At 72.1% G+C, this 19320-nt stretch carries 17 protein-coding genes; 6 read left to right on the top strand and 11 right to left on the bottom strand.

Annotated elements, in window-relative coordinates; genetic code table 11:
- Nucleotides 1–164: 164 nt before the first annotated feature.
- Together OHA84_RS25095 and OHA84_RS25090 are read left to right on the top strand one after the other, a co-directional pair.
- Complete coding sequence (locus tag OHA84_RS25095) at nt 165–1322, top strand: PQQ-dependent sugar dehydrogenase (RefSeq protein WP_323181970.1); 1158 nt, start codon at nt 165–167, stop codon at nt 1320–1322.
- A gap of 42 nt (nt 1323–1364) precedes the next feature.
- On the top strand, nt 1365–1538 hold the full coding sequence (locus tag OHA84_RS25090; RefSeq protein WP_234350002.1) for a DUF6191 domain-containing protein: 174 nt from the start codon (nt 1365–1367) through the stop codon (nt 1536–1538).
- On the opposite strand, the gene OHA84_RS25085 is transcribed toward OHA84_RS25090, so the two are convergent.
- The 7 genes from OHA84_RS25085 to OHA84_RS25055 form a co-directional block, all read right to left on the bottom strand.
- Nucleotides 1507–4662 (bottom strand): AAA family ATPase, encoded by a 3156-nt coding sequence (locus tag OHA84_RS25085; protein ID WP_371591606.1) that lies wholly within the window; start codon nt 4660–4662, stop codon nt 1507–1509. The genes OHA84_RS25090 and OHA84_RS25085 overlap by 32 nt on opposite strands.
- An 80-nt stretch (nt 4663–4742) precedes the next feature.
- Nucleotides 4743–4937 (bottom strand): hypothetical protein, encoded by a 195-nt coding sequence (locus OHA84_RS25080; protein ID WP_159041355.1) that lies wholly within the window; start codon nt 4935–4937, stop codon nt 4743–4745.
- A 94-nt stretch (nt 4938–5031) separates the two neighbouring features.
- A protein-coding gene (locus tag OHA84_RS25075) for an IS5 family transposase (protein WP_266969670.1) occupies nt 5032–5840 on the bottom strand; the annotation gives its coding sequence in 2 pieces (ribosomal slippage) (nt 5032–5501 and nt 5501–5840; 810 coding nt in all).
- 179 nt (nt 5841–6019) lie between these two features.
- Nucleotides 6020–6646 carry a hypothetical protein gene (locus tag OHA84_RS25070; RefSeq protein WP_266969671.1) on the bottom strand — a complete coding sequence of 209 codons (627 nt, stop codon included), beginning with the start codon at nt 6644–6646 and terminating at the stop codon, nt 6020–6022.
- Between the two features lie 187 nt (nt 6647–6833).
- Nucleotides 6834–7736 carry a S41 family peptidase gene (locus OHA84_RS25065; protein ID WP_053677661.1) on the bottom strand — a complete coding sequence of 301 codons (903 nt, stop codon included), beginning with the start codon at nt 7734–7736 and terminating at the stop codon, nt 6834–6836.
- Between the two features lie 122 nt (nt 7737–7858).
- Complete coding sequence (locus tag OHA84_RS25060) at nt 7859–10156, bottom strand: MMPL family transporter (protein WP_266969674.1); 2298 nt, start codon at nt 10154–10156, stop codon at nt 7859–7861.
- A gap of 267 nt (nt 10157–10423) precedes the next feature.
- Nucleotides 10424–10819, bottom strand: a complete 396-nt coding sequence (locus tag OHA84_RS25055) for a signal peptidase I (RefSeq protein WP_266950041.1) — start codon at nt 10817–10819, stop codon at nt 10424–10426.
- Between the two features lie 59 nt (nt 10820–10878).
- On the opposite strand from OHA84_RS25055, the gene OHA84_RS25050 reads away from it, so the two are divergent.
- Together OHA84_RS25050 and OHA84_RS25045 are read left to right on the top strand one after the other, a co-directional pair.
- Complete coding sequence (locus tag OHA84_RS25050) at nt 10879–11682, top strand: GNAT family N-acetyltransferase (protein ID WP_266973960.1); 804 nt, start codon at nt 10879–10881, stop codon at nt 11680–11682.
- 50 nt (nt 11683–11732) lie between these two features.
- Nucleotides 11733–12239, top strand: coding sequence for a DinB family protein (locus OHA84_RS25045; protein ID WP_266969676.1), 507 nt, complete (start codon nt 11733–11735; stop codon nt 12237–12239).
- Nucleotides 12240–12416: 177 nt separating this feature from the next.
- Here OHA84_RS25045 and OHA84_RS25040 read toward each other — a convergent pair whose 3' ends face one another.
- A complete protein-coding gene (locus tag OHA84_RS25040) occupies nt 12417–13157 on the bottom strand; it encodes a siderophore-interacting protein (RefSeq protein ID WP_053677656.1) in 741 nt (246 codons plus the stop codon).
- Nucleotides 13158–13242: 85 nt separating this feature from the next.
- Here OHA84_RS25040 and OHA84_RS25035 point away from each other — a divergent pair, with 85 nt between their 5' ends.
- Nucleotides 13243–15342: a penicillin acylase family protein gene (locus OHA84_RS25035; RefSeq protein ID WP_266969679.1), complete on the top strand. Its 2100-nt coding sequence runs from the start codon at nt 13243–13245 to the stop codon at nt 15340–15342.
- Nucleotides 15339–15947: a GNAT family N-acetyltransferase gene (locus OHA84_RS25030; protein ID WP_266969681.1), complete on the top strand. Its 609-nt coding sequence runs from the start codon at nt 15339–15341 to the stop codon at nt 15945–15947. Before OHA84_RS25035 ends, OHA84_RS25030 begins: the two co-directional genes overlap by 4 nt.
- A gap of 105 nt (nt 15948–16052) precedes the next feature.
- On the opposite strand, the gene gatB is transcribed toward OHA84_RS25030, so the two are convergent.
- The 3 genes from gatB to gatA all read right to left on the bottom strand — a co-directional run bounded on the left by gatB (nt 16053) and on the right by gatA (nt 19315).
- Nucleotides 16053–17507: an Asp-tRNA(Asn)/Glu-tRNA(Gln) amidotransferase subunit GatB gene (gene gatB / locus OHA84_RS25025; protein WP_371591605.1), complete on the bottom strand. Its 1455-nt coding sequence runs from the start codon at nt 17505–17507 to the stop codon at nt 16053–16055.
- A gap of 72 nt (nt 17508–17579) precedes the next feature.
- The gene (locus tag OHA84_RS25020) at nt 17580–17825 is read right to left on the bottom strand and encodes a hypothetical protein (RefSeq protein ID WP_053677648.1); all 246 of its coding nucleotides are present in this window, start codon (nt 17823–17825) and stop codon (nt 17580–17582) included.
- A complete protein-coding gene (gene gatA, locus OHA84_RS25015; protein WP_053677645.1) occupies nt 17822–19315 on the bottom strand; it encodes an Asp-tRNA(Asn)/Glu-tRNA(Gln) amidotransferase subunit GatA in 1494 nt (497 codons plus the stop codon). The genes OHA84_RS25020 and gatA overlap by 4 nt, the downstream gene beginning before the upstream one ends.
- Between the last annotated feature and the right edge of the window lie 5 nt (nt 19316–19320).

Here is a 19320-nt window from a genome sequence, read left to right as displayed (position 1 = left end):
ACGGGCGGGGCGACGGGCGCCCGGGGGTGCGGGCGGCGGTCGGTTCTCCGCGCCGCGACGACCGGTGGGACGGGCGGTGGGACGGGCGCAGCGACGACCGGTGGGGCGGGCGCCCCGTGCCCTCGGCCGCGTATGACGTCGCGCGTGGGCGGCCCCGGTCGGTCCTGACGGCGCTGGCCCTGGCCGGGTGCGGGGCCCTGCTGGCGGCGGGCTGCTCGCCGCCGGGCGGGGAGGCGGCCCGGCCGGGCGGCTCCCCACCGGGTACGGCGTCACCGGGGGGCGGGTCACCGGGTTCCTCCGGCTCCCCCTCGACGAGCGGTCCGCCCGCCAAGGGCGCCGTGACGGTGAAGGGCGAGGTCGCCAAGGGGCTGGAGTCCCCGTGGGGTGTGGCGGCGCTGCCGGGCGGCGACCTGTTGGTCGCCTCGCGGGACAAGGGCACCATCAGTCGCGTGCGGGCGGACACGGGCGCGATCACGCCGATCGGCGAGGTCCCCGGGGTGGCCCCGGGCGGCGAGGGCGGGTTGCTGGGTCTCGCGCTCTCCCCGACCTTCGCCTCGGACCGGCTCGTGTACGTCTACTTCACGACCGAGTCCGACAACAGGATCGCCCGCCTGCGCTATGACGACCAGAGACCGGCCGGGCAGCGGTTGGGGGCACCCGACACGGTGTTCCGGGGCATCCCGAAGGGCCTCGTCCACAACGGGGGTCGGATCGCGTTCGGCCCGGACAAGATGCTGTACGTCGGCACCGGGGAGACCGGCGAGACCGGGCTCGCGCAGGACAAGAAGTCCCTCGGCGGCAAGATCCTGCGGATGACCCCGGACGGGGAACCGGTGCACGGCAACCCGGAGGCGGACTCGGTCGTCTATTCGTACGGCCACCGCAATGTGCAGGGCCTCACCTGGGACAAGGACAAGCGGCTCTGGGCCGCCGAGTTCGGCCAGAACACGTGGGACGAGCTGAATCTGATCGAGCCCGGTGTGAACTACGGCTGGCCGGAGGCCGAGGGGAAGGCGGGCAGAGCCGGCTTCCGCGACCCGGTGGCCGTGTGGAAGACCGACGAGGCGTCGCCGAGCGGCATCGCCTGGGCGCAGGGATCGATCTGGATGGCGGGGCTGAAGGGCGAGCGGCTGTGGCGGATCCCGCTCGCCGGCGCGACCCCGGTGGCCGAGCCGGAGGCCTTCCTCCAGGGCCGGTACGGCCGGTTGCGGACCGTGGTGCCGCTGGGCGGGGACGCGTTGCTGCTGGTCACGAGCGAGACGGATGGGCGCGGGTCGCCGGAGACCGGCGACGACAGGATCCTGACACTGACGGTGCGATGACCGACGAGGCCCCGGCCGGGGACGAAAGGCGTGGTGGACAGCGTGTTCAACATGTTCGAGGAGCTCTTCGCCCCGGGGCGCAAGCACACCAACGAGGAGAAGAAACGACTGGAGCTGTCCCGGACCGACGTCAATGACGGCGATCCGGGACGGGGCCCGATAGATCTCGAATCCGGCACGGTGCTCATACGCCCTGCCGAGCGACCTCCGGCCTAGACCCGGCGCCGCGTACCGGGGCGGATCCGGACGGCCGGCCACCGTGACCGGCCTGGCCGCCTCCCGGGGTCCGGCGGCTTCCGCGGTCCGGGCGGTCCTGGAGTTCGGGGCCGAACAGTCTGAGCCTATGGGCGAGGGCGGCGGCCTCGCCGCGGCCGGCCACGCCCAGCTTGGCCAGGATGTTCGAGACGTGCACGCTGGCCGTCTTCGGGGAGATGAAGAGTTCCTCCGCGATCCGGCGGTTGGTGCTGCCCGTCGCGACCAGCCGTAGTACGTCCCGCTCGCGGCTGGTCAGCCCCAGGGCCTCGGCCGGGTCCACCTCCGGTGTCGGCGGCGCCCCGTGCGGGTCGGGGGCGTCGAGCGGGACCCGGGCGCGTTGCGCCAGCAGCGTCAGGTCCTCGCACAGCCGTCGGGAGCCGAGCCGCTCGGCGGTGGCGTGTGCCTCGCGGAGCAGTTCGGTGGCCGTCTCCCGGTCGCCGCCGGCCACGAGCAGCGCCTCGCCGAGTCGGTACCCGGCCCGGGCGAGCAGGTAGGGGCGGGCGAGGGGTCGGATCATGTCGACGACGGCGGTCCAGTCCGCGGTGGTGTCCCGGCCTTCGGCGCGGAGCAGCTCGGTCCGGACGTACTCGGCGTGCGCGGTCCATACCGGCACCGGGGTCGCCAGGGTGCGGGCGGCGGCGCGCAGCGCCTTCAGGGCGGCTTCCCGTCCGGAGTCGGCGGTCGGGAGTCCCCGGGCGTCGGCCTCAGCGGTGGCCGCGGCCAGCAACAGCGGCCAGGCGTAGCGGTGTTGCCCGAGCGCGAATCCGTGGGCGATGGCTTCGGTGACGTGGCTGCGGGCCTCGACGATCCGGCCCTCGCCCGCGGCCACTCCGATCTCCAGCCGGTAGAGCGGCAGTCGGTGTTGGGGCTGGGCGTCGTGCGTGCCGAAGTATGCGTGTGCCGTGGCGAGTTGGGCGGCGGCCTCGGAGAGTTCACCGCGGGCCAGGGCCAGGTAGGAGAGGCGTGCGGCGGCGGAGGCGCGCGGGGCGGCACTCTGGCCGACACGGAGGGTCTCCCGGGCTTCCTCGGCGGCCTCGTCCCAGCGGCCGAGGCTGTAGAGGCTTTCCGCCATGTTGCCCCGAACCCAGGCCTCGGAGTCCAACAGCCTTGATTTGCCGACGAGTTCAGTGCCCCGCTTGGCCACTTCCACGGCTTCCGCGGAACGGCCCAGCGATTCCAACTGAGAGGTGAGATTGATATGAGCACGACCGGCCAATGCGGTCAGCCCGAGTTCCGTGGCGCGGTCCTTGACCGCGTGCAGTTCGGCGAGGCCCGTCTCGCTGTCGCCGGAGTCGACACACAGGGAGGCGACCGTGATCCGCGCGTTGAGTTCGACGTCCTCCGCGCCGACCATCCGCGCGTACTCCACGGCGCGTTCGGCGGCGGCGAGGTTGTCGGGGCCCGGCTTGTGGAGCATGCCCCAGCCCGCGGCCCGGACCAGCACCTCGGCGTGCACCTGGGACGGGGGCAGCCCCCGGACGAGTTCCTGCGCCCTGGCTATCTCCGCCCACCCGTCGCCGCGGGCGAGGCTTGCGACCAACCGGGAGCGCTCGGTCCAGAACCAGGCGGCCCTGAGCGGGTCCTCGTCCTCCTCCAGCATGCGCAGCGCGGTCTTGGTCAGCTTGAGGGCGCGCTCGCGTTCGCCTCCGTAGCGGGCCGCGACGGTGGCCTCGGCCAGCAGGTCGAGTCGCCGGAGCCCGGTGTTCTCCGGATCGCATCCACAGGGCGGGTAGACGTCGGTGTAGTCCGCCGGGCGGAGTCCCTCGCGCGTCTCCTCCGGGACGCTGTCCCAGAGGTCGATGGCCCGTTCCAGCAGGCTCAGCTGCTCGGAGTAGGCGTGTCGGCGGCGGGCGGTCACGGAGGCGGCGAGGACGGCGGGCAGCGCCTTGACCGCGTCGTTGGCGTAGTACCAGTAGCTGGCCAGCCTGATGACCCGTTCGCCGGCGCGGATCAGCGTCTCGTCGGCTTCCATGGCCTCGGCGAAACGGCGGTTGACGCGGGCGCGCTCGCCCGGCAGCAGGTCGTCGCTGACGGCCTCGCGGACGAGGGAGTGACGGAAGCGGTAGCCGTCCCCGTCGGAGGTGGGGAGGAGGATGTTGGCGCCGACGGCGGCCCGCAGAGCCTCGATCAGCTCGTCCTCGCCGAGCCCCGTGACGGCGCGCAGCAGCGGGTACTCGACGGTGGAACCGCCCTCGGCCACGATCCGGACCACGCGCTGCGCGGACTCCGGCAGGACCTCGACCCGGACGAGCAGCAGATCGCGCAGGGATTCGGTGAGTCCCGTACGGCAGCCGTTCGCCCGCGAGGCGACGAGTTCCTCGACGAAGAAGGCATTGCCGTCGGAGCGGTCGAACACCGAGTCCACGAAGGCCTCGTCGGGCCGCGAGGCGAGGATGCCGGCGAGCTGTCGGCGCACCTCGGCCCGGTTGAAGCGGGGCAGTTCGATGCGTTGGACGGTGCGGAGCCGGTCGAGTTCGGCGAGGAGCGGGCGCAGCGGGTGACGGCGGTGGATGTCGTCGGCGCGATAGGTGGCGACGACGACGAGACGGCCGTTGCCGAGGGTGCGGAAGAGGTAGGCGAGGAGGTGCCGGGTGGAGGTGTCGGCCCAGTGCAGGTCTTCCAGGACGAGCACGATGGTGCGATCGGCGGCGAGCCGTTCGAGCATGCGGGCCGTCAGCTCGAAGAGGCGCGCGGTGCTCTCCTCGTCGTGCGGGCCCCTGGGGGTGTCGCCGAGCTCGGGGAGGATGCGGGCGAGTTCGTCCTCCTGACCGGCGGTCGCGGCGGCCAGTTCCTCGGGGAGCCGGCGGCGCAGGCTGCGCAGCGCCGTCGAGAAGGGGGCGAAGGGAAGCCCCTCCGCCCCGATCTCCACACAGCCTCCGACGGCCACCACCGCGCCGCGGCGGGCCGCCTCGCCCAGGAACTCCTCCGTGAGGCGGGTCTTGCCGACGCCGGCCTCGCCCCCGATGACCAGGGCCTGCGGCTCCTGGTCCCCGGCGCGTGTCAGTGCATCGACGAGTATGGCCAGTTCGTCGGCTCGGCCGACGAACACCGGGCTCACGGATCTGGTCTCCACGTCGCCGAGCATCGCACAGGGCGGCCGTTCGGCGTCACCGAGTATCGCGGCGCTTCTCCTCACGCGTCGGCTCCCGCTGCTCGCGCCGCGGCTTACGCGGCGCGGGTGAAGCGGCTCCGGTTTCCACTCACCGACCCTTCGGGTTCCTGGCCGCGTGAGGAGCGGCGCGCCTTCCTGGCCGCCCGGGCCAGTCGGTACGCGTCGGCCTCGCGGAGGAGGTCGGCGCGGCGGGCGATGGCCATCTCGTACTCGAACATCTCGTACTCCCTGGTTGCTCTCTCGGGCACCTCGTTCGGTGTGATCCAAGATTCGCTTCCCAGAGGGCGCCGGCGCATGGGGCGCTTGCCGCATCTTCGCGCGCCGGAAGCCTTACTGATGGTTTCAGAATGAGGTTCGGAGTCGGCGTAAGCAGATGATGCTGCAGGCCAGTTGGAGCAGGCCGAGGTGGAGGTCGGCTCGTATCTCGTAGCGGATGCGGAGTCGTTTGAACTGGTGCAGCCAGGCGAAGGTTCGCTCGACGACCCAGCGGGTCTTGCCCAGGCCGGATCCGTGAAGTGTGCCGCGTCGGGCGATCTTGGGTGTGATCCCGCGGGCTCTGAGCAGGCGCCGGTACTTGTCGAAGTCGTAGCCGCGGTCGGCGAAGAGCCGGCGGGGCCGGTGACGTGGCCGTCCTCGAAGCCCGCGGATGCGGGGTATCGCGTCCAGCAGGGGCATGAGCTGGGTGACGTCGTGACGGTTTCCACTGGTCAGGGAGACGATGAGTGGGGTTCCGTGGCGGTCGACGATGAGGTGGTGCTTGCTGCCGGGGCGGGCACGGTCGACCGGCGAAGGTCCGGTGTGAGCCCCCCTTTGAGGGCTCTGACGTGCGAGGCGTCGATCGCAACGTCATCCATGTCCAGCAGCCCGGCCGCCCGGAGCTCGGCCAGGAGGACTTCGTGGAGGCGGGGCCACACTCCGGCCTCGGTCCAGTCCCGAAGCCGACGCCAGGCCGTCACACCACTGCAGCCGAACCGCTCGGCTGGAACGTCCCGCCAGCTCACGCTCTTGCACAGCACGTAAACGATGGCCCTCAACGCCGCACGATCGTCCACCGGCCGACGCCCCGGATACCGGTGCCGGCGAGGTGGACGTTCCGGCAGTAACGGGGCCACACGTTCCCACAGGTCATCAGGCACGAGATCAGCAGACACACCCCAGATCCTGCCGACACGATACCCAACTGCCAAGCCCCTCAACGAATCTCATTCTGAAACTATCAGTTAGTCCCGCTTGCCGACCCCCGGACCGGCCTGGACGGCCTAAGCCCTGAGGCCGTGCCCGGGTCGCCTGGTGTCCCTGTGGACGACGGGCGTCCTGTGGACGACGGGCGTCAGACGGCGCTCGTCGGCGCGGGGAGGAGGAGGTCGAAGTACATGAGGGTGAACAGGAGTACGCCCAGGGCGCCGAGCGCGATGGCGGCCCAGGCCACGGAGCGGATCCACGTCGGGAGGGTGCGGCCGGGGACCCCGAAGGCGGGGCGGGCCAGCACGAAGAGGGCGAGGAGGAGTGCGAGGGCGGACAGGACGCCGTTGACGAGGGCGGTCGCGTGCCAGGGAGCGCTGTACAGGGCCGCGATCTTCGCGTTGGTGTCGGCGGTCTGGCTCAGGTCGAGCTGGTTCACGAGGTTCTGTCGCTCGGCGACGACGCGGGAGACCCAGCTCCCGCTGAGGGCGACGACGCTCAGCCCCGCGGCCACGATCGCGGAGGCCGCGGAGGCGACGCCGCCGACCTGCCCGGCTTCCTCGTCCTCGGCGGCGAACTCCTCTTCGAGGTCGTCGTCGGACGCCTCGGGTGCGGTGGACCCGTCGAGCGGCTCCGCCACGGCCTTGTCGGCCGGTTCGAGCGTGTCGGACCCCGTGTTCTCGGTCCGGGCCTCGGCCGGGGTGGTCGCTGTCGCCTTGTCTTCGGTGGGGTCCGTTGCGGGGGCCGTCGGGTCGGGGGTCTTCTTGGTGTCCATGCGGGGCACCGTAGGCGGCGTTTCTGAGAGGTTCCTGAGAAGGTCGCGCGACCGCCCGGGGCCATCTCCGCAGGTGGGCCACGGGGTGGGATTCCGGGCGGTGACCGCGCCCCGTGGGCCGGGCCGCCGATCGCGAGCGGCTCGGCGGTCCCGGCGGGGGACCGCCGGCCCTCCGACCGCGAGGCGCCTATCCGGGCTGCGACGGGATCTGCCGCGACGCGGTCCCGAGTGCCTCTTCGAGCGCCTGGTCCGCCGGAACCGGAACGTCGGGTACGACTCCCACGCCCTCCCAGTTGGTCCCCGTGACGGTGTTGACGGCCCGGGCCGTGGGGACGGTGACCTGGATGTGATCGGTGACCGTGTAGCGGGTCGTGGGGTGGGCGCCGCCCCGCGTGGTCTCGCCGAGGACGACGGCCCGGCCGTTGGCCTGCAGGGTGTAGGCGATGTCCTCGCCCGCGGAGAACGTGGTCCCGCTCGTGAGCACCTGGACGGGGCGGTCCAGGTAGCGCGGCGCGGGGAGGTGGGCGGTCGTCCAGAACTGGCGGGTCGTATCGGTGCGCCGGTCGTGGATGTCGTTCAGGTGCACCTGGTCGTCAGGGAAGAAGTAGCTGCACCACATCGCCGCCCCCTCCGGGGATCCGCCGAGGCACGCCCGCAGGTCCAGTACGAGGGCGGAGCTGTGCGCGACCAGCTGCATGGCCGCGCCGATCGCGCTCGCGCCCTCGGCGGCGGTGGCGACGCGCCGGAGCTCGATGAGCCCGACGTTCCCTTCCAGCCGTTCGACGCGGCGGATCCCCTGGCCCTCCGCCCGGAGCAGCGCGAGGAACGCGGCCCGGCCCCCGTCGGCGTCCGCCGGAGCCGACGATTGCGGCTCGTCCGTCCAGAGCAGTCGCAGGTGCTTGTCCGGGCACACCTCCTGGAGATGTGCGGTCACCGCCTCGCAGAGAGCCGGACCGTCCAGGCCCTCGTAGGCGCCGGCCGCCAGATGGTCCCCGATCGCGGCTTCGATGGCGGGAATCTTCGCGGGGAAGACATAGCCCGCGTCGATTCGCTCCAGGGCCTCTTCGATTATCTGTTGATTGGAAGGCATGACGGATCATGGTAGGGGTCGAGGTTTCCGGCGAACAGGGGTTTGTTTCCGCGCGGTTGGAGTCGAACCGGTTCGGGAAACACGCGGTTTCCTCCTCGGCTCTCGGGCGGCTGGGTCGTACGTCACCGGGATGCGGTGACGCGCGCGGCCTCGTCCGATTCCCCGTCCTTGCCCTCGTCCTTGTCGCTGCCCTCGCCGTTGCCCTTGTCCGAGGCGCTGTCCGTGTCGGGCCGCTGCGCCGGGAGTGCCGCGCGGGTGCGGGAGGGCGGGGGTTCGATGCTGATGCGCGGGAGCCTGCGGTCGAGCCAGGCGGGCAGCCACCAGTTGGCGCCACCGAGCATGTGCATGAGGGCGGGGACCAGCAGGGTGCGCAGGACGAAGGCGTCGAGTGCGACGGCGACGGCGAGGCCGATGCCGAACATCGCGATGATGCGGTCGCCGCTGAGCACGAAGGCCAGGAACACGGAGATCATGATGACGGCGGCCGAGTTGATCACCCGGCTGGTCTCGGCGAGGCCGACGCGGACGGCCCGCTTGTTGTCCCCCGTCTCCAGCCATTCCTCGTACATCCGGCTGACCAGGAAGACCTGGTAATCCATGGACAGCCCGAAGAGCACCGAGACCATGATGACGGGCAGGAAGGGCTCGACGGGGCCGGCGCTGCCCAGGCCCATCGCCTCGCTGCCCCAGCCCCATTGGAAGATCGCGACGACCACGCCGAAGGAGGAGGCGACGGCCGCGACGTTCATGACGGCGGCCTTGACGGGGATGCCTATGGACCGGAAGGCGAGCAGCAGGAGCACGCAGCCGAGGGCGATGACCACGCCCACGAAGAGCGGCAGCTTCCCGATGACGACCTCCGCGAAGTCGTCGTAACCGGCGGTCACTCCGCCCACGTGGACCTCCGTCGAGCCGTCGTTCGCGGCGCGCGGGATGACGTCCCGGCGGAGCGTGTCGACGAGGTCGCTGGTGGCCCGGGACTGTGGGGAGGAGTCCGGTACGACGGTCAGGACAGCGGTGTCCCCGCTGCCGTTGAACACAGCCGGGCCCGCGAACGCGACGCCCTCGGTGGTCCGCAGGGCTTCGGTCAGGCGGTCGACGGCGACCCGCCCACCGGCTCCGTCGAGGCGGGCGACGACCGCGAGCGGTCCGTTCGTTCCGGGTCCGAAGCCTTCGGCCAGCAGGTCGTAGGCCTTGCGGGTCGTGGAGGTGGCCGGGTTGTTGCCCTGGTCGGAGGTACCGAGGTGGAGGCCGAGGGTCGGCAGCGCCAAGACCACCATCACGGTGGTGGCGAGCGCGCCGAGGAGCTTGGGGTGTCGTTCGACGAAGGCGGACCAGCGGACGGCGAAGCCGGTGGGGAGCTCGGGGCGTGGTCCTTCCCGCGCGAGCGTGCGGCGTTCGCGGCGCGAGAGGGCGCGGGTGCCGATGTACGAGAGGAGGGCGGGCAGCAGTGTCACGGAGGCGGCGACGGTGAGGACCACGGTCAGGGAGGCCGCCAACGCGACGCCGTCGAGGAAGTTCAGTCTCAGCACCAGCATGCCGAGCAGGGCGATGCAGACGGTCGCGCCGGCGAAGACGACGGCCCGACCGGTGGTCGCGACGGCATCGGCGGCGGCCTGCTCGACCGGGAGGCCGCGGGTGAGGGCCTTGCGGTGCCGGGTGACGATGAACAACGCGTAGTCGATGCCGACGCCGAGGCCGACGAGGGTGCCGAGCATCGGGGCGAAGTCCGCGACCGCCATGGCGTGTCCGAGCAGGGTGATGCCGAAGTAGGCGGTACCCACGCTGACCAGGGCGGTCGCGATGGGCAGCAGGCTCGCGGCGAGCGAGCCGAAGGCGAGGAAGAGGACCACGGCGGCGATGGCCACGCCGATGGCCTCGGCGAGGTGGGCGCCGGGTGCCTCGGTCAGGCCGATCGCCCGGCCGCCCAGCTCCACTTGGAGGCCGTCGGACTCGGTGGTGGGGTTCTTGGCCGTCGCGACGACGGCTCTGGCCTGGTCCTTGGGCACGGCGTCGGCGGGCCGGTCGAAGGTGACGACGGCGTAGGCGGTACGCCCGTCGGGGCTGATCCGGGCGGCTTGTTCGGGGGCGGGTCCGTAGGGGCCGGCGACCGATCCGACGCCGGGGAGCGCGGTGATCGCGTCCAGTGCCCGGCTCATGCGCTCTTCGACGGCGGGGGTGCGGGCGCTCTGGTGGTCCGGGGTCCGCCACACGACGGTGTTCGTGTCGCCGCCTTGGCCGTGGAAGCCCTCGCGCAGCAGGGTGTTGGCCCTGGCGGACTCGGTCCCGGGGACCTCGTAGTCGTTGGTGAAGGCGGATCCGGCGCTCCCCGCCGCCGCGGCGGTGCCGCCGAGGGCGAGCAGCCAGATCAGGACGGTGACCAGTCGGTGTCGCATGCACCAGCGTGCGATTGCTGCCAACGGACGTGCTCCCTGGTGGTTCGGATCTTTACCGGGGGAGGGCCCGTCGCAAAGAACACGTGGACGCGTGCGGGCCGGGGCGGGTGCCTGAGGGGTCTCCTCGGCCCGACCGGTCGGTCCACACCTCTACCTGCTTCACCTGCAACGATCTCAACGATTGGTGATCGTTGGCCCCTTTCGTGTGCATCGTCACAGGAACTTGGGGAATGCCCGATGCGGAGGGCCACGGCCACGGCCAGCAGGTTCAGGGCGCGGCCAGGTTCAGGTTCAGGGTCGCGGGCTGCCGGGCTGCTCTTCGTCGGCGCGGTAGCCGGGAACGGACGGCCATCGGACGGTGAGCACCACCGTGTCCTCCTCCGCGTGCCAGGAGTGGTCGACCCCGCGCCCCCAGACCACGTAGTCGCCCTGCTCGGCGAGGACCACGGTGCGGCCGGGGAACTCCAGCCGGAAGCGCCCGCTGATCAGCACCTGGAGCGCGGTGCGTTCCTCGCCGGTCACCCATCGCGCCCGCTCGTCGCCCTTGGGGTGGACGCCCCATTTGATCTCCACGTCCTCGCTGTGGCGGGGATCGCCGGGCGCCTTGAAGTGACCGAGGAGCCAGCCCCGGTCGGCGGCGGCGTCGGGAGCGGCCTTGCCGGTGTAGACGGAGGAGTCGACGTTCACGGAGCGAGGTTAATGCAGTTGTGGCGCGCGGACCCGGCTGGTGAGCTGGCCGGATGACCATGGATGACGCGGAATTGGTGAAGGTGCGGGCCCTGTACGACTCGCAGATGCGCCGGGGCGCGCAGCCCGACTCGGCGTCGGCCCGCGTGGAACGGGTGGGCGCGGTCGTCCGGCAGACCGTGTCCGGTCCCGGCTGGAACGGTGTGGTGTGGTCGGACCTCGACGCCGGGACGGCGGACGCGGAGATCGCCGCGCAGATCGCCCACTACGCGGGGCGGGCAAAGGCCGGCGAGGCGACGGACTTCGAGTGGAAGTTGTACGACCACGACCGCCCGGCGGATCTCGGGGAGCGGCTGCGCGCCGCCGGGTTCGTGCCGGAGCCGGCCGAGACGCTGCTCGTGGCGCGGACGGCCGACCTCGCGGCGCTGCCGGTCCGTCCTCCGGAGGGGATCACCCTGCGGGTGGTGACGGACGAGGCGGGGGTGGATTTGATGATGGAGGCCCACGGAAGGGCGTTCGCCTCCGAGAGCCCCCGGATCCGGGAGCTGGTGCTCGGCATGCTGCGGGACGCACCGGACACCGTCGAGGCCGTCGTCGCGATGGCGGGCGACACCCCGGTCTGCGCGGCCCGGATGGAGATGCCGCAGGGGGTCTCGTTCGCGGGCCTGTGGGGCGGTGGCACCGATCCCGAGTGGCGGGGGCGCGGCATCTACCGCCTTCTGGTCGCCCACCGCGCCCGGTTGGCGGCGGCCCGCGGCATCGAGTACCTCCAGGTGGACGCGACGGAGGACAGCCGACCGATCCTGGAACGGCTGGGTTTCAACGTGCTGGGAGTGACGGTGCCGTACGTGTGGGAGTGCTGAAAAGGGTGCCCGCCGGGTCCTTCCGGCCGTCGGGTCGGGCGGGCAGGATCATGCACATGGAACGCATCTCACCACCCGGTACCGGCGGCGAGCGCGAAACGCTCCGCGCCTACCTCGACTTTCACCGCGCCACCCTCGCGATGAAGTGCGAGGGTCTGGACGACGGGCAACTGCGCCGCCAGGCGTCCCCGCCGTCCGCCTTGTCCCTGATGGGCCTGGTTCGACACATGGCCGAGGTCGAGCGACAGTGGTTCCGCCGCACGATCGGCGGGGCCGAGGTCCCGCACCTGTGGTCCGACCGCCACGACTTCCAGGCGGCCTACGACGCCACGGACGCGAGCGGGGCCGAGGCCTTCGCCGCCTGGCACGCCGAGATCGAGCACTCCCGGGAGGTGGAGGCCGCAGCCGCGTCCCTGGAGGTGACGGTGCACGTCCCGAGGTGGAAGGAGGACGTCTCGTTGCGCCTGGTGATGCTGCACATGATCCACGAGTACGCCCGCCACAACGGGCACGCCGACTTCCTCCGCGAGGCCGTGGACGGCACCGTCGGCGCGTGAGGACGCGGGAGGACGCGGCGGAGGTGTCTGAGAGACGCACCGTCGGCAGGTGCGGGACGCGGCGGGCCACGCGAGTCGCGGGCGGGCGAAGAGGGACCCGTGCCCACCCCGTGCCCACCCCCGAAGCCTCGGGGGCGGGCACGGGGTGGGCACGGGGGCCGCGGCCGGACGTCTGCGTCAGGCGGCGCGCCAGTAGCCGAGGCCGTTGACCCGCTGCTTCGGCAGGGCCAGGTCCTTGCGGAGGTACGCGGTCAACGCGCGGGTGGTCGCGGCGTCGCAGGCCAGCCACACGTACGCCGAGGCGGGGTCGGCGACCAGCTCGGGGAGTTGCGCCTTGACCTGCTCCACCAGGTTCGCCCCGGCGCCCGCGCCGCGCTCGACGCGGCGGATGTCGTGCCGGTCGGGGTCCAGGCGGACGGGGAGGTCGGTGTCGGAGGCGTGCTGGGTCTCGAACCAGATCGTGGCGGGGGTCCTCGGGTAGGCGTCGAGGAGGGAGTTGATGGCCGGGAGGGAGGCCGGGTCGCCGATCACCAGGAGGCGTTCGGGCTCGGGCGCGGGGGCGGTGAATCCGGTGCCCTGGATGCTGGCCTCGATGGTGTCGCCGGGTTGGGCGGCCCGCGCCCAGGCGCTGGCCACTCCGTCGTGGAGGGCGAATTCGAGGGTGAAGGTGCCCGTCGCGGGGTCGGGGTCGACGAGCGTGTAGGCACGCTGGTGCGGCTTGCCCTCGCTCTGGAACCACAGGCGGACCCACATCGTCGGATGAATCGATTCTCCGGCCGCCGCGAGGAGTCCTCCGTCCGACAGGTGCACGCGGCGGTAGTTCGCCGTGACGTCCTCCGCCCCGGTGACGGTGAAGGTGAAGTCCTTCGCCCCCATGAGCTTGAGGACGACGCCCTCCCAGCCCTTGCCAACGGCCATGTGTGGCCACCCCTTCCCCTGAGCTGCCCCTGCCCCTCGGCATCGGCACGCACTTTCAGCCTTATAGTTAGGTCAGCCTAACCTAATGCTTTGGGGAAGAGTGAGCAGTGTGAGCAGCGCAAACCCGTCGGACGACTACGCGGTCTACCGCGACGACTGGGGCGTCCCCCATCTTCGCGCATCCGACGCGCTCCGACTCTCCCACGCCCAGGGGCGCGTCACCGCCCTGGACCGCGCCTGGCAGTTGGAGGTCGAGCGTCATCGCGCCCAGGGCTCCAGCGCCGCCTTCCTCGGTGCGGACGCCGTGACCTGGGACCGGTTCGCCCGCCAGTCCCGTCTCGACGACACCGCCCGCCGCTGTCACGAGGCCCTCGACCCGCAGACCGCGGCCTGGGTGCGGGCGTACGTGGACGGGGTCAACGAGGGGCTGGCCGAAGGCGCCCTGCGCGACGAGCGGTTCGCGCGCACCGGGCACGTTCCCACCCCGTGGGAGCCGTGGGTCCCGCTCTCCATCTGGATCGCCACCCACATCCTGTTCGCCGGTTTCGCGACCAAGCTCTGGCGCGAGCGCGTCGGCCGGGCCCTGGGCGACGAGGCGGTCACCCTGTTCGCCACCGACGGCCCCGGCACGGCCGGCAGCAACGGCTGGCTGGTCCCCGGCGACCGGACCGCCACCGGCGCGGCGATCATCGCCGGCGATCCGCACCGGTTCATCGAGGACCCGGGCGTCTACCAGCAGATACGTCTCTCCTGCCCCGAGTTCGACGTCCTCGGCCTGGCCGTCCCCGGCATCCCCGGCCTCGGCCACTTCGGGCACACCGGCGGCGCGGCCTGGGCCATCACCAACGCCATGGCCGACTACCAGGACTTGTACGTCGAGCGGCTGCGCCCGGCGCCCGGCGGCGACGGCGTCGAGGCGCTGGGGCCGGACGGCGCCTGGGAGCCCGTCCACCGGCACACCGAGACCATCTCCGTCGCCGGCGGCGATCCGGTGGAGGTCGAGGTGCTGGAGACCGCGCGCGGTCCGGTGATCACCCGCGAGGAGTCGGCGGACCAGACCCTGTCGCTGCGCTACCCGCCCCGGGTCCGTCGCGACCTCGGTTTCGCCGTCCTGCCGGCCCTGCTGCGGGCCCGCACCGTGGCCGACGTCGACCGCGCGCTCGACGGCTGGGCGGAGCCGGTCAACGTCGTGCACGCCGCCGACACCGAGGGCGGTCTGCTGCACCGTGTCGCCGGCGCCGTCCCGTTGCGCGACCCCGCCAACCGGCTGCGCCCCGTGCCCGCCTGGGATGCGCGGTACGCGTGGCGGGGCTGGGCCGAGACGCCCGCCGAGCCGGTGCGGGACTTCGCCGTGATGGCGAACGCGCGCGGCATCGCCGCCCCCCTCGGCGTGGAGTTCGCTCCCCCGCACCGGGCCGACCGCATCCGCGAGCTGCTCTCCGGCTCCACCGACTGGTCCGCGAAGGCGATGGCCGACGTGCACGCGGACACCCGGCTGGCCTCCGCCGCGGCCCTGCTCGACCTGCTGCCGGATCTCGCGGACCTCTCCCCCGCCGCCGAGGCGCTGCGCGCCCGACTGCTCGCCTGGGACCGGCACATGGCGGCCGACAGCACCGACGCCACCGTCTTCGCCGCCTTCCGGACCGCGACGGTACGCGGCATCGCCGCCGACCCCGCGCTCGCGGGGCTGGCCGACGCCCCCACCGGCCCGGAGGTCTTCCACCCCTGGCTGTACCTGCTCCCGAGGGTGGGCTACGCCCTCGAAGGGCTGTTGACCACCCCGCTCCTGCCCGCCCTGGACCGGGTCGCGCACGTACGGGCCGCCCTGGAGGAGACCGCCGCCGCGCAGGGCGCCGACACCCCCTGGTCGCGGGTCCACCGGCTCGTGCCCTGGTCGGCGCTCCCGGACCCCGACGCGCGGTGGCCCGGCCTCGGCGGCGACCACGACTGCGTGAACGCCACCTCCTCCGTACCCGGCTTCACCGATCTCACCGCCCGCGCCTCGGCCGCCCGTTACGCCTGGGACCTGGCCCGACGGGAGGACAGCCTCTGGGCGGTCCCCCTGGGCGCGGACGGCGTCACCGGCTCACCCCACCACCGTGACCAGCTCGCCCTGTGGGCGCGGTGCGAACTCGTACCGGTCGTCACCGACTGGGCCCGACTCACCAAGGAAACCCACGCATGACCGGCGCATCCAGCACGTCCACCCGCGAGCCCGTGCACACCCACCCCGTGGCGGGCTTCGGCACGGTCACCATCACCCCCGTCGACCCCGCCGCCGACGCGACGCTGATCCACGGCTGGGTCAGCCAGGAGCGCGCCCGCTTCTGGGGCATGGGCGACGCGAGCCGCGAACTGGTGCGGGAGATCTACGAGGACGTGGACCGGCGCACGACGCACCACGCGTTCATCGTCAGCCGCGACGGCACGCCGGTCGCGCTGTTCCAGACGTACGACTGCTCGGCGGACCGGGTCAGCGAGTGCTACGAGGCGCAGCCCGGCGACACGGGTGTGCACCTGCTGATCGCCCCGGACGCGGGCGGTGGCGCCGAGCGCGGATTCACCGCGGCCCTGCTGACCGCGTTCATGGCGTACGTCTTCACCGACGGCCGTACCCGCCGCGTGGTCGCCGAGCCCGACGCCCGCAACCTCAAGGCCATCAGTCGCCTGGAGCGCACCGGCTTCGTGCTCGGCCCGGAGGTCTTGCTCCCGGAGATCGACCTGCCCGAGGTGTATCTGCCCGCGAAGCCGGCGCGGCTGGCTTTCCTGGCGGCGCCGGTTCCGCTGTAGGTCTCGCGGCGGCCGCGGCGTCCCGCGGCGGTCGGAGTCGACCGACGAGGAACGGCCCGCACCGGTGAACACCGGTGCGGGCCGTTCCTCGTACGGGATCGGGATCTAGCCCTCGGAGACGCCCAGGCGCTCCAGGATGAGTTCCTTGACGCGCGCCGCGTCGGCCTGACCGCGGGTGGTCTTCATGACCGCCCCGACCAGGGCGCCGACGGCGGCGACCTTGCCGCCGCGGATCTTGTCGGCGATGGCCGCGTTGCCCGCGATGGCCTCGTCCACGGCCGCGCCCAGCGCGCCCTCGTCCGAGACGACCTTCAGGCCGCGCTTGTCGACGACCTCGTCCGGGGTGCCCTCGCCGGCGAGGACGCCCTCGATGACCTGGCGGGCCAGCTTGTCGTTCAGGTCGCCCGCGGCGACCAGCGCCGCCACCCGGGCCACCTGGGCCGGGGTGATCGGCAGCTCGTCGACGACGACGCCCTGCTCGTTGGCGTTGCGGGCCAACTCGCCCATCCACCACTTGCGGGCGGCCGTCGAGTCGGCGCCCGCGTCGATGGTGGCGACGATGGAGTCCACCGCGCCCGCGTTGAGGATCGACTGCATGTCGTGCTCGTTGACGCCCCACTCCTGGCGGAGCCGGTTGCGCCGCACGCGCGGCATCTCGGGCAGACCGGTGCGCAGCTCCTCGACCCAGGCGCGGGCCGGGGCGACGGGCACCAGGTCGGGCTCCGGGAAGTACCGGTAATCCTCGGCGTTGTCCTTGATGCGGCCGGCGGTGGTGGAGCCGTCCTCCTCGTGGAAGTGCCGGGTCTCCTGCACGATCGTGCCGCCGGAGGACAGCACGGCCGCGTGCCGCTGGATCTCGTAGCGCGCCGCGCGCTCCACGGAGCGGAGCGAGTTGACGTTCTTCGTCTCCGAGCGGGTGCCGAACTTCTCGGTGCCGTTCGGGCGCAGCGACAGGTTCACGTCGCAGCGCATCTGGCCCTTGTCCATCCGGGCCTCGGACACGTCGAGCGCCTTGATGACCTCGCGCAGCTCCGCGACGTACGCCTTGGCGACCTCGGGGGCCCGCTCGCCGGCGCCCTCGATCGGCTTGGTGACGATCTCGATGAGCGGGATGCCGGCGCGGTTGTAGTCCAGCAGGGAGTGGGACGCACCGTGGATGCGACCGGTGGCGCCGCCGACGTGCAGCGACTTGCCGGTGTCCTCCTCCATGTGGGCGCGCTCGATCTCCACGCGGAAGATCTCGCCGTCCTCCAGCTGGACGTCCAGGAAGCCGTTGAAGGCGATGGGCTCGTCGTACTGGGAGGTCTGGAAGTTCTTCGGCATGTCCGGATAGAAGTAGTTCTTCCGGGCGAAGCGGCACCACTCGGCGATGTCGCAGTTCAGCGCGAGGCCGATCTTGATCGCGGACTCGATGCCGATCGCGTTGACGACCGGCAGCGCGCCCGGCAGACCGAGACAGACCGGGCAGGTCTGCGAGTTGGGCTGTGCACCCAGCTCGGTCGAGCAGCCGCAGAACATCTTGGTCCTGGTGCCGAGCTCGACATGGACCTCCAGGCCCATGACGGGGTCGTACGACGCGAGGGCGTCCTCGTACGACAGCAGTTCAGTGAAGCTCACGGTGGATGTTCCCTCTCAGCCCAGCAGGACGTCGTCGTCGCCGAGGCGCTTCAGCTCGCGGTACAGGATCGCGAGGCCGGTCACGATGGCGGCGGCGGACACGGCGGCGTCGATCAACTTCAGCACGTCGTGTTCGGTGCGGGCCTTCTTGACCTGCTTGATCACGCCGAGGGCGCCGAAGGCGGTGGTGCCGATCGACAGGTAGGTGCCGGTCTTGGACTTCTTGAAGCCCTTGGCCTTGGACAGTGCACTGGTGCTCACAGCGACGGTGCCTCCTCAAGCAGCGGGTGACCCCAGCGCGCGACGAAGGCCGCCTCGACGGCGGCGCCGACCTTGTACAGCCGGTCGTCCTTCATCGCGGGGGCGATGATTTGCAGTCCGACCGGGAGGCCGTCCTCCGGTGCCAGGCCGCAGGGGAGCGACATGGCGGAGTTGCCGGCCAGGTTGGTCGGGATGGTGCACAGGTCCGCGAGGTACATGGCGAGGGGGTCGTCGGTGCGCTCGCCGATCGGGAAGGCGGTGGTCGGGGTCGTCGGGGAGACGATCACGTCGACCTGCTCGAAGGACTTCTCGAAGTCCTTCGTGATGAGCGTGCGGACCTTCTGCGCGGAGCCGTAGTACGCGTCGTAGTAGCCGGAGCTGAGCGCGTACGTGCCGAGGATGATGCGGCGCTTGACCTCGTCGCCGAAGCCGGCCTCGCGGGTCAGGGCGGTGACGTCCTCGGCGGACAGGGTGCCGTCGTCGCCGACGCGCAGGCCGTAGCGCAGGCCGTCGAAGCGCGCCAGGTTCGAGGAGGCCTCGGACGGGGCGATCAGGTAGTACGCGGCCATGGCCAGGTCGAAGGACGGGCAGTCCAGTTCGACGATCTCGGCGCCGAGCTCCTTGAGGAGTTCCACCGACTCGTTGAAGCGCTGGACGACGCCGGCCTGGTAGCCCTCGCCGGCGAACTGCTTCACCACGCCGACGCGCAGGCCGGCGACGGAGCCGTTGCGGGCCGCCTCGACGACCGGCGGGACCGGCGCGTCGATGGAGGTCGAGTCCATCGGGTCGTGGCCGGCGATGACCTCGTGCAGGAGCGCGGCGTCCAGGACGGTGCGGGCGCAGGGCCCGCCCTGGTCCAGGGAGGACGAGAACGCGACCATGCCGTAGCGCGACACCGAGCCGTACGTGGGCTTCACGCCGACGGTGGCGGTGACGGCGGCGGGCTGGCGGATGGACCCGCCGGTGTCCGTGCCGATGGCCAGGGGCGCCTGGTACGAGGCGAGGGCCGCGGAGGAGCCGCCGCCGGAGCCGCCGGGGATGCGGGTGAGGTCCCACGGGTTGCCGGTGGGGCCGTAGGCGCTGTTCTCGGTGGAGGACCCCATGGCGAACTCGTCCATGTTGGTCTTGCCGAGGATGACGACGTCGGCTTCCTTCAGCTTGCGCGTCAGGGTGGCGTCGTACGGCGGGATCCACCCTTCGAGGATCTTCGAACCGACGGTGGTCGGGACCCCGACGGTGGTGAAGATGTCCTTGAGGGCGAGCGGTACGCCGGCGAGCGGGCCGAGCTTCTCGCCCGCGGCGCGCTTCGCGTCGACGGCGCGTGCCTGGGCCAGGGCCCCGTCGCGGTCGACGTGCAGGAAGGCGTGGACCTTCTCGTCGACGGCCTCGATGCGGGCCAGGTGGGCCTCGGTGACCTCGACGGCCGTGAGTTCGCCGGAGGCGATCTTCTCGGCGGTCTCGGCGGCCGTGAGCTTGATGATCTCAGTCATGGTTG

It is taken from the genome of Streptomyces sp. NBC_00513 (assembly GCF_041431415.1).
Lineage (GTDB): Bacteria > Actinomycetota > Actinomycetes > Streptomycetales > Streptomycetaceae > Streptomyces.
The sequence above is the reverse complement of the archived record's forward strand: the minus strand, read 5'-3'. Positions and strand labels throughout refer to the sequence as shown.

Bases quoted from the DNA above. Each gene is read 5' to 3' on its own strand.
- OHA84_RS25085 (WP_371591606.1), bottom strand. From the start codon at position 4,662: ATGCTCGGCGACGTGGAGACCAGATCCGTGAGCCCGGTGTTCGTCGGC.
- OHA84_RS25070 (WP_266969671.1), bottom strand. From the start codon at position 6,646: ATGGACACCAAGAAGACCCCCGACCCGACGGCCCCCGCAACGGACCCC.
- OHA84_RS25065 (WP_053677661.1), bottom strand. From the start codon at position 7,736: ATGCCTTCCAATCAACAGATAATCGAAGAGGCCCTGGAGCGAATCGAC.
- OHA84_RS25050 (WP_266973960.1), top strand. From the start codon at position 10,879: ATGGATGACGCGGAATTGGTGAAGGTGCGGGCCCTGTACGACTCGCAG.
- OHA84_RS25045 (WP_266969676.1), top strand. From the start codon at position 11,733: ATGCACATGGAACGCATCTCACCACCCGGTACCGGCGGCGAGCGCGAA.
- OHA84_RS25040 (WP_053677656.1), bottom strand. From the start codon at position 13,157: ATGGCCGTTGGCAAGGGCTGGGAGGGCGTCGTCCTCAAGCTCATGGGG.
- OHA84_RS25035 (WP_266969679.1), top strand. From the start codon at position 13,243: ATGCTTTGGGGAAGAGTGAGCAGTGTGAGCAGCGCAAACCCGTCGGAC.
- OHA84_RS25030 (WP_266969681.1), top strand. From the start codon at position 15,339: ATGACCGGCGCATCCAGCACGTCCACCCGCGAGCCCGTGCACACCCAC.
- gatB (WP_371591605.1), bottom strand. From the start codon at position 17,507: ATGGGCCTGGAGGTCCATGTCGAGCTCGGCACCAGGACCAAGATGTTC.
- gatA (WP_053677645.1), bottom strand. From the start codon at position 19,315: ATGACTGAGATCATCAAGCTCACGGCCGCCGAGACCGCCGAGAAGATC.